The following is an 8,750-nucleotide window of genomic DNA, read 5'->3' as shown; positions in this document are numbered from 1 at the left end:
GCTAAATAGGGCAAATTCCATTGCAGGAATCGCATCACTCTTTGTCTCAATCATGGGACTATTCGTTTAATGCCCCGCCGCACTGACACCTCTTTCATCCCAATCCTCGGTGCCATCACCCTCCTCACCGGCTGCGCCACCCCGCGCCTTTATTCCGAGGCCGAGCTCAACAGCGTCGGCTCGCGCTGCGGGCTGGCGGCGGGGGAGCTGGTGCAAGAGGCGGACTTTAAGAAAATGCTGTTCGTTTATCGCGTCGCGCCGTCGCCGGCCGAGCGGGTCTGCGCCTATCAATGGGCGCGGGCGCGGCACCTACGGCTGACCGTCATCGAAGCGGTCACGAGGGCGGGCCAGTGATGCTTTGTCGCAACCCTGCCGGATCAGCGCTCCGCCTCGGACACCAGCAGATCGTCGACGGTCACGCCAAGCGCGTTGGCGAGCTTGCGCAGCGTGGCGACCGACCCGGTTTTCTTGCCCGCCTCGATCTCGGACAATTGCGCCGGCGTCATGGATACCTTCGCCGCCAAGCCGCGCTGGGTAAAGCCGCGATGCTCGCGCCAGACGGTCAGCGGGTGCTCGCGCCGCAGTCTCTTGACCACTTCCCACGGCACCCATTCGACCTCGCCCGCGGCTTCGCGCGCTGCGAACGCGTGGGAGCTCGCGATGTCCTGCGCATCCTCAAGGTCGGCGATCAGCCGGTCGTAGGTCGCGCGCGGCAGGATGACGAGTTCGTCCGCGCCGCCGGTATTGATGGTCTGCAACTCGCTCATGATTGCACTCCTTCACTCATAGATGCTGCCTCGCGACGCAATGCGGAGTATCCGCAGGGTATCGCCGTCGACGCGGAAGATCACGCGCCAGTCGCCGATCCGCAGCCGCGAGTTTTCCGTCCCGCTCAGCCGCGTCACATTGTTGCGCAAGCTGTCGGGGTCGCGCGCCAGTTGCTCGATCTTGGTCTCGATGAGATCGCCAACATTGACCGGAAGGCGCGACAGCGTCTTCGTGGCATCACGATCAAGCTCGACTTTCACAACGCTCTATTAGCTGTAAGCTAACACTCCGTCAATTGGATTGCCGAAGACCATGCCCCGCCGCACCGACATTTCTTCCATCCTCATCATCGGCGCCGGGCCGATCGTCATCGGCCAGGCGGCGGAGTTTGATTACTCCGGGAGCCAGGCGGTCAAGGCGCTCAAGGCCGAGGGCTATCGCGTCATCGTCGTCAATTCGAACCCGGCGACGATCATGACCGATCCCGACATGGTGGGTGGGGAAGGGGACGGGGGCGCGACCTATATCGAGCCGATCACGCCCGAGGTGGTGGCGAAGATCATCGAGCTGGAGCGGCCGGACGCGCTGCTGCCGACGATGGGCGGGCAGACGGCGCTCAATACAGCGCTGGCGCTGGCCAAGGACGGCACGCTTGAACGGTTCGGGGTCGAGTTGATCGGGGCGAATGCCGAAGCGATCGAAAAGGCCGAGGACCGCCAGAAATTCCGCGACGCGATGGACCGCATCGGGCTGGAAAGCCCGCGCTCGGCGATCGTCCACAGCTGGGAGGAGGCCGCCGGGGCGCTGGCCGAAATCGGGTTGCCGGCCGTCATCCGGCCGAGTTTTACCCTCGGCGGGACGGGCGGCGGGATTGCCTACAACCGCGAGGAATATGAGCATTTCGTGCGGTCGGGGCTGGAAGCGTCGCCGACCACCGTAGTGCTGATCGACGAGAGCGTCGTCGGGTGGAAGGAATATGAGATGGAAGTCGTGCGCGACCGCGCCGACAATTGCGTCATCATCTGCTCGATCGAGAATATCGACCCGATGGGGGTCCACACCGGGGACAGCATCACGGTCGCCCCGGCGCTGACGCTGACCGACAAGGAATATCAGCGGATGCGCTCGGCCAGCATCGCGGTGCTGCGTGAAATCGGCGTCGAAACAGGCGGTTCGAACGTCCAGTTCGCAGTCGATCCGAAGACCGGACGGATGCTGGTGATCGAGATGAACCCGCGCGTGTCGCGCTCGTCGGCGCTGGCGTCGAAGGCGACGGGGTTCCCGATCGCCAAGGTCGCGGCGAAACTGGCGGTCGGCTACACGCTCGACGAAATCGCCAACGACATCACCGGCGGGGCGATGCCGGCGAGCTTCGAACCGACGATCGATTATGTCGTCACGAAAATACCGCGCTTCACCTTCGAGAAGTTTCCCGGGTCGCCGCCTCTGCTGTCGACGGCGATGAAGTCGGTCGGCGAGGTGATGGCGATCGGGCGGTCGTTCGCGGAGAGCCTGCAGAAGGCGCTGCGCGGGCTGGAGACGGGGCTGTGCGGGCTCGACCGGGTGCGCGAGCTGGAACAGGCCAGCGCCGACGAGATTGCCAATGCGCTCGCCCGCCCCACGCCCGACCGGTTGCTGGTCGCGGGCGAGGCGTTGCGGCACGGCTTCACGGTCGAGCGGATCTGCGCGATCTCGGGCTTCGATCCGTGGTTTATCGAGCGGTTGGCAGAGATTGTTGCCGCCGAAGAAAAGGTGCGGGCGAAAGGCCTGCCGCAGGAGGCGGCGGGGCTGCGGCGGCTCAAGGCGATGGGCTTTTCGGATGCGCGGCTGGCGCAACTGGCGCTGCGATCGGCGGGGGTTGAGCGCGAGGCGAGCGAGTCGGCGGCAGGCGGGGCGGGGATCGTCCACGACGCGCTGCGCCATTTGACCGGCGGGGTGACGGCACAGGAAGTAGCGTGGCTGCGCGAGAAATTGGGCGTGTTCCCGGTTTTCAAGCGGATCGACAGTTGCGCCGCGGAATTCGATGCGTCGACGCCCTATCTCTACTCGACCTACGAAGCGCCCCTGTTTGGCGAGCCGGAGGACGAGGCGGAGGTGTCGGACCGGCGCAAGGTGATCATCCTGGGCGGTGGGCCGAACCGCATCGGCCAGGGGATCGAATTCGATTATTGCTGCTGCCACGCCGCGTTCGCGCTGCGCGATCTCGGGCTCGAGACGATCATGATCAACTGCAACCCGGAGACGGTGTCGACCGACCCGGAGACGTCGGACCGGCTCTATTTCGAGCCGCTGACCGAGGAGGATGTGCTGTCGGTCGTCCGGCGCGAGCAGACGCGCGGCGAGTTGCTGGGCGTGATCGTGCAGCTTGGCGGACAGACGCCGTTGAAGCTGGCGGCCGGGCTGCAGGCGGCCGGGGTGCCGATCCTGGGGACGTCGCCCGACAGCATCGACCTGGCCGAGGATCGCGAGCGGTTCGCGGCGCTGGTCAACCGGCTGGGGCTGCGGCAGCCCGAGAACGGCCTTGCGCGCAACCGCGACGAGGCGGTCCAGATCGCGAAGCGGATCGGCTATCCGGTGCTGCTGCGGCCGAGCTATGTGCTCGGCGGGCGGGCGATGGAGGTGATCGACGGCCCCGAGCAGCTCGACCATTATATCGCCACCGCTGTGCAGGTGTCGGGGACGTCGCCGGTGCTGATCGACCGTTATCTGAGGGACGCGATCGAGGTCGATGTCGACGCGATCTGCGACGGGAGCGACGTCGCCGTCACCGGCATCCTGCAGCATATCGAGGAGGCCGGGGTCCATTCGGGCGACAGCGCCAGCTCGATCCCGCCCTACAGCCTGTCCGCAGGGGTGCTGGCGGAGATCGAGCGGCAGACGCGCGAGCTGGCGCTGGCGCTCAAGGTCAAGGGACTGATGAACGTCCAGTACGCCGTCAAGGACGAGCTGGTGTACATCATCGAGGTCAATCCGCGCGCCAGCCGCACGGTGCCGTTCGTCGCCAAGGCGATCGGACGGCCGATCGCCAAGATCGCGGCCGGGGTGATGGCCGGCGAGCCGCTGTCCGCCAGCCTGCCGATCCGGCGCGACATCAAGCATATCGCGATCAAGGAGTCGGTGTTCCCCTTCGCGCGCTTCTCGGGAACCGACCCGGTATTGGGACCGGAAATGAAGAGCACCGGCGAAGTCATGGGAATCAGTGATGATTTCGACATCGCTTTCGCCAAGTCGCAGCTTGGCGGCGGGGTCGTTCTGCCCGATGGCGGGACGGTGTTCATCTCGGTCAAGGATGCCGACAAGGCGCATATCATACCGGCGGCGCGCAAGATGGCCGAGTTGGGGTTCCACCTGATCGCGACGCACGGCACCGCCGAGGTGCTGCGCGCCGAGGGCATCGCGGTCGAGACGGTCAACAAGGTGGCGCAGGGACGGCCGCATATCGTCGACCGGCTGACCGACGGCGCGGTGCAGATCGTGTTCAACACGACCGAGGGGTGGCAGTCGATGAAGGACAGTCAGGCGATCCGCAATACGGCGCTGCATCGCAAGGTGCCCTACTTCACCACGGCCGCGGCGAGCCTGGCGGTGGCGCGGGCGATCGGGGCGTTGCGCGGGCATGCGCTTGAAGTTCGCTCGCTTCAGTCCTATTATTCCGCTTCCGAACGCTAGGAATCTTCCGACATCCCGGACGACACGAGCGCCGCCCCCGGGTTGGCGCTAGTCAGTCGTTTGGCGGAATTATAAGGGGTTATGCTCATGGCGAGCGACAAGGTGCCGATGCTGGCCGAGGGCCACCTCAAGCTGGAAACCGAACTGCGGCAGCTCAAGAAATTCGAGCGTCCCTCGATCATCGAGGCGATCGAGACCGCGCGCGCCCACGGCGATCTGTCGGAAAATGCCGAATATCATGCCGCCAAGGAGCGCCAGGGCCAGGTCGAGGCGATGATCGCCGACATGGAAGACCAGCTGAGCCGGGCGATGGTGATCGACCCGACGACGCTGTCGGGCGACAAGGTAGTGTTCGGTGCGACCGTGACCCTGGTCGACGAGGACGACAAGAAGGTCCGCTACCAGCTGGTCGGCAAGGTCGAGGCCAATGCGACCGAGGGCCGCATCTCGTACAACTCGCCGCTCGGTCGGGCGCTGATCGGGCGGAGCAAGGGCGAGGAGGTCGAAGTGACGACTCCGGCCGGCGAACGCTATTATGAAATCGCGCAGGTCGAGTTCGTCTGACCGACATGGACGCGCCGCATCCGCTGCGCACCGCGACGGGCATGATCGCGGCGGGGACGACCCTGCTGTCGCTGATCCCGCTCGCGCTCAACCGAGTCGAGGTCGCGGCGACCCTGTTCGGGTTCATCCCGGGGCGGATCGGCCAGACGGCGTGGGCCGCAGGCGCGATGCCGGTGGTGCTGACACCGCTTAGTTCGACCCTGATCCACGGCAGCTTCCTGCATCTTGCAGGCAATCTGATCATGCTGCTGTGGTGCGGCTTGGCGGTCGAGCGGGTGCTGGGGTGGCGGGCGGTGCTGATCCTGTATGGCGTCGGCGCTTACGTTGCTGCCGGAGCGCAATATGTGGTCGAGCCGCACGGTCTGAACCCGGTGATCGGGGCGAGCGGGGCAATTAGCGCGCTGATCGGGGCGTTCGCGCTGAGCTATGGCCAGCAGAAAGCGATCGTGAAGTCGCGCACGCTCAACCGCTGGATCAATGTCGCATGGCTGCTGGCGGCGTGGATCGTGATCCAGCTGGGTTTCGGTTATCTGATGGGCGCGCAGGGGACGTTGCTGGCAACGCCGGCGCATATCGGCGGGTTCGTGGTCGGGCTGGCGCTGCAGCGACCGCTGTTAATGTGGCACTATCGCGGGGCCTGACTAAACGATCAGTTCGGGCGGGGCGACGTGCCATGTCGTGGCCTGCGTGACGAAGCCGGCAGCGGTGTTGAAGGCGATGGTGCCGTCGGGCTGGCCGAGCCAACTGCTGATGGTGCCGCTGCTGTTGCGCCACATGATGTCGTCGCGAGAGTCGCCATTGTAATCGCCGATCGCCACGATCTGCCAATCGTTGGGCACGCCGGTGAGGCCGAAGGCGGCGGTGTAACTGTAGCTGCCGTTGGCGGCACTCGACCAGGTGCTGATGACGCCGCCGTCACTACGCCATAAGATGTCGTCACGGCCGTCGCCGTTGAAGTCGCCGACCCCTTCGATGTGCCATTCGTTCGGAACCGGGATGACTCCGCCCGCCGGGTTGTAAGCAAAGCCGCCGGTGGAGTCTCCCGACCAGCTGCCGATCGCGCCGTTGTCGTTGCGCCACAAAATGTCGTCACGCCCGTCACCGTTGAAATCGCCGATCGCGGCGATCTTCCAGTCGGTCGGGACCGGGGTCTGAAGGCCGGCATTGATCGTGAAGCCGCCATCGGCTCGGCCGAACCAGTCACCGAACACGCCGTTGTCGTTGCGCCACAAGATGTCGGCGAAACCGTCGCCGTTGAAGTCGCCGGTGCCGGCAACTTTCCAAGCGGTCGGTACGCCGATCAGCAGGGACGTGATCGCGAACCCGCCATTGGCCTGGCCAAGCCAGTCGCCGACGGTCCCGGCGTCGTTGCGCCACAAGATGTCGGCGCGGCCGTCTCCGTTGAAGTCGGCGGTGCCCGCGACTTTCCACTCGGTCGGCACCGAAGTGGTCCCACCGGCGGCGTTATAGCTCAGCGAACCGTTCGCCGTGCTCAGCCAATCCTGCAGCTGACCATTGTCGTTGCGCCACAGGATGTCGCTGTGGCCGTCGCCGTTGAAATCATTGGCGGCGGGGTGCAGCGGCCCGGTGGTGAACGTCAATTCCACGCCGCCGATGGCGAGACCCTGGGCGCGCAGGTGACCGGTCGGGACGACGTCGAGGATCAGCGATCCGCCGGTGAACGTCAGCGTGTTGCCGGTCAGCGAATAGGCGAAATTCGTGATGCTGGCGTCGGCGAGGACGATGCGGTCGCCGGCGCCCATGTCGGCGATATGGTCGCCGTTGAGACCGGCGATCGTGTCGAGAAAAGTGTCGGCGCCGAGACCGCCGACGAGTGTGTCGATCCCCGCCCCGCCGGCCAGCTGGTCATTGCCGTCCTCGCCGTAGAGCGTGTCATTGCCGCCGACGCCATTAAGGGTGTCGTTGCCCGCATAGCCATTGAGGATGTTCGCGCCACCATCACCGGTGATGGTATCGTTGTAGAGCGACCCGGTGAAATTTTCGATGCGGATGAGCGTGTCCGTCCCGCCGCCGCCGGTGTTCTGCGGGCCCGCAATGCGCAGGTCAATGGTCAGTCCGCTCGGCGCATAGAGCATCGTCAGGGTATCGTTGCCGACCCCGCCATCGAACACATCGTTGGTTTGGGGACCCTGATAAAATCCCTCCGCGAGAAGATCGTCGCCGGCCCCGCCGATCAGCGTGTCGTTTCCCGCGTCACCGGTGACGGCGTCGTTACCGGCGCCGCCGTCAACCCGGGTGGTACCGATCCCCGCGCGCAAATTGTCGTCGAACGATGACCCGATGATCTGTTCGATCGAGATGCCGAGCGATTCCGAACCGGCCGCGCCCGTAACCCGGTTAAACATATCGAGCGTAATCGGTCCGCTCGCGTTGGCGTAGGTGACCGTATCGAACCCGGCGCCGCCATTGTAGGTGTCGTTGCCGAGCCCGCCTTCGAGGATGTCGTCGCCCGCGCCGCCGTTAAGTGTATCGTCGGAGTCGCCGCCGCTGATGATATCGTTGCCGATCGTGCCGGTAATCGTGTCGCTGGCGGTCGATCCATTGATCGACACCTGGACATGGGCATTGCTGTCGAACGTGTAGGCAGAGCCGTTCAACGCGTCGCCCGGGCTGAGATTGACGACCAGCGACCCGGTGCCGCGAAGGAACAGGTTGGACGGCAGCGCGGCGACGGTCGATCCGCCCAGGATGAGCGTGGTCGCGTCAAACCCGGTGGGGTCGGTTCCGGCGTTGAGGTTGATCCCCTCGATCGAGCTGACCGTGCCTTGGAAATTGACCAGTCCGGTCGCCGATAGATAGTCGAAGCCACTGCCGCCATTATACTGAGTTCCGGAGAAGGTGCGGGTCGTCCACGCCCCATTCGACAAGCGGATGTTATACGCTCGCAACACATCGTCGCCGCCGCCGCCATTGAGGATGTCGGCTCCGGCGGACCCGCCGTAGAGGTAATCGATCCCGTTGCCGCCGTTGACTATATCGTTACCCGACCCGCCCGAAACATATTCATAGCCGGTGTGATTGGCCGAAGCGTTGAGCGTGAAGCCTCCCGATCCCGATCCGATGAGAAACAGGATATCGGCCGATTGGAACGGCTGGGTCGGGCTATCCCAGTTGGTCAGCGTGAAGGTCGGCATGGTGTAGGTGCCTGAGGTGGTCGCGAAGATGGCGAGCTGATCGTCGCCGGCGCTGCCGATCACCTCGGCGGTCGCGGACAGGCCGGATCCAAGCTGGCTGAACGCGACGTCGATGTCCTGAGGCGTCGCCAGCGTTGACTGAAACTGAAGCCGTTCGATCGACGCGAGCGTGGTAACCGTCAGGTCAGTAAAGTTGAATTGAGGATTAAGAGGATCCGCCGCCGCCAGTTGCACCTGCAACGTGTCGATTCCGGCGCCGCCGTCCAAACCCGTGCCCGGTTGCAGGGGATTGGCGAGGACCAGCAAATCGTCACCATCGCCGCCGAACAGTTGATCGATGCCGCCGCCGCCGTTGAGCGTGTCGTTGCCGGCCAGACCATTGAGCGTATCGTCGCCGCTCGTGCCAAGCAGGCTGTCGTTGCCTGCGGTCCCGTTGATGATTGGCATGTCGAATCCCCCCTACGCGTCACTCCACGAGCACAACACCATTCCGGACGTTGATTTCGCGCGTTAACAGGCGTGTAACGACGCGCCTGCGATTGGCAATGGCGCACTCGTGCGCGTCCCGGAAACAAGCGGCCCGCCGACACTGGG

7 protein-coding genes are annotated in these 8,750 nt (G+C 64.9%); 4 read left to right on the top strand and 3 right to left on the bottom strand.

Translation table 11 applies throughout. The annotated features are described in order from the left end of the window. Nucleotides 1-69 precede the first annotated feature (69 nt). Nucleotides 70-354 carry a hypothetical protein gene (locus RMN84_RS06990; protein ID WP_309611464.1) on the top strand — a complete coding sequence of 95 codons (285 nt, stop codon included), beginning with the start codon at nucleotides 70-72 and terminating at the stop codon, nucleotides 352-354. A 23-nt stretch (nucleotides 355-377) separates the two neighbouring features. Here the strand turns inward: RMN84_RS06990 and RMN84_RS06985 are convergent, their stop codons facing one another. Both RMN84_RS06985 and RMN84_RS06980 read right to left on the bottom strand, forming a co-directional pair. Then, nucleotides 378-767, bottom strand: coding sequence for a helix-turn-helix transcriptional regulator (locus tag RMN84_RS06985; protein WP_309611463.1), 390 nt, complete (start codon nucleotides 765-767; stop codon nucleotides 378-380). Between the two features lie 12 nt (nucleotides 768-779). Next, nucleotides 780-1,028: a type II toxin-antitoxin system RelE/ParE family toxin gene (locus RMN84_RS06980; RefSeq protein ID WP_309611462.1), complete on the bottom strand. Its 249-nt coding sequence runs from the start codon at nucleotides 1,026-1,028 to the stop codon at nucleotides 780-782. A gap of 52 nt (nucleotides 1,029-1,080) precedes the next feature. On the opposite strand from RMN84_RS06980, the gene carB reads away from it, so the two are divergent. The 3 genes from carB (at nucleotide 1,081) to RMN84_RS06965 (ending at nucleotide 5,642) form a co-directional block, all read left to right on the top strand. Beyond that, nucleotides 1,081-4,437 (top strand): carbamoyl-phosphate synthase large subunit, encoded by a 3,357-nt coding sequence (carB, locus tag RMN84_RS06975; RefSeq protein ID WP_309611461.1) that lies wholly within the window; start codon nucleotides 1,081-1,083, stop codon nucleotides 4,435-4,437. 87 nt (nucleotides 4,438-4,524) lie between these two features. Further along, complete coding sequence (gene greA / locus RMN84_RS06970) at nucleotides 4,525-5,001, top strand: transcription elongation factor GreA (RefSeq protein WP_309611460.1); 477 nt, start codon at nucleotides 4,525-4,527, stop codon at nucleotides 4,999-5,001. Nucleotides 5,002-5,006: 5 nt separating this feature from the next. Continuing rightward, nucleotides 5,007-5,642, top strand: a complete 636-nt coding sequence (locus RMN84_RS06965) for a rhomboid family intramembrane serine protease (protein WP_309611459.1) — start codon at nucleotides 5,007-5,009, stop codon at nucleotides 5,640-5,642. Here RMN84_RS06965 and RMN84_RS06960 read toward each other — a convergent pair whose 3' ends face one another. Next, nucleotides 5,643-8,603: an FG-GAP-like repeat-containing protein gene (locus RMN84_RS06960; protein WP_309611458.1), complete on the bottom strand. Its 2,961-nt coding sequence runs from the start codon at nucleotides 8,601-8,603 to the stop codon at nucleotides 5,643-5,645. Nucleotides 8,604-8,750 lie beyond the last annotated feature (147 nt).

This window comes from Sphingomonas sp., from assembly GCF_031380695.1.
Taxonomy (GTDB): Bacteria; Pseudomonadota; Alphaproteobacteria; order Sphingomonadales; family Sphingomonadaceae; genus Sphingomicrobium.
Note: the sequence above shows the minus strand (reverse complement) of the source record. Positions and strands in the feature narration are given on the sequence as shown.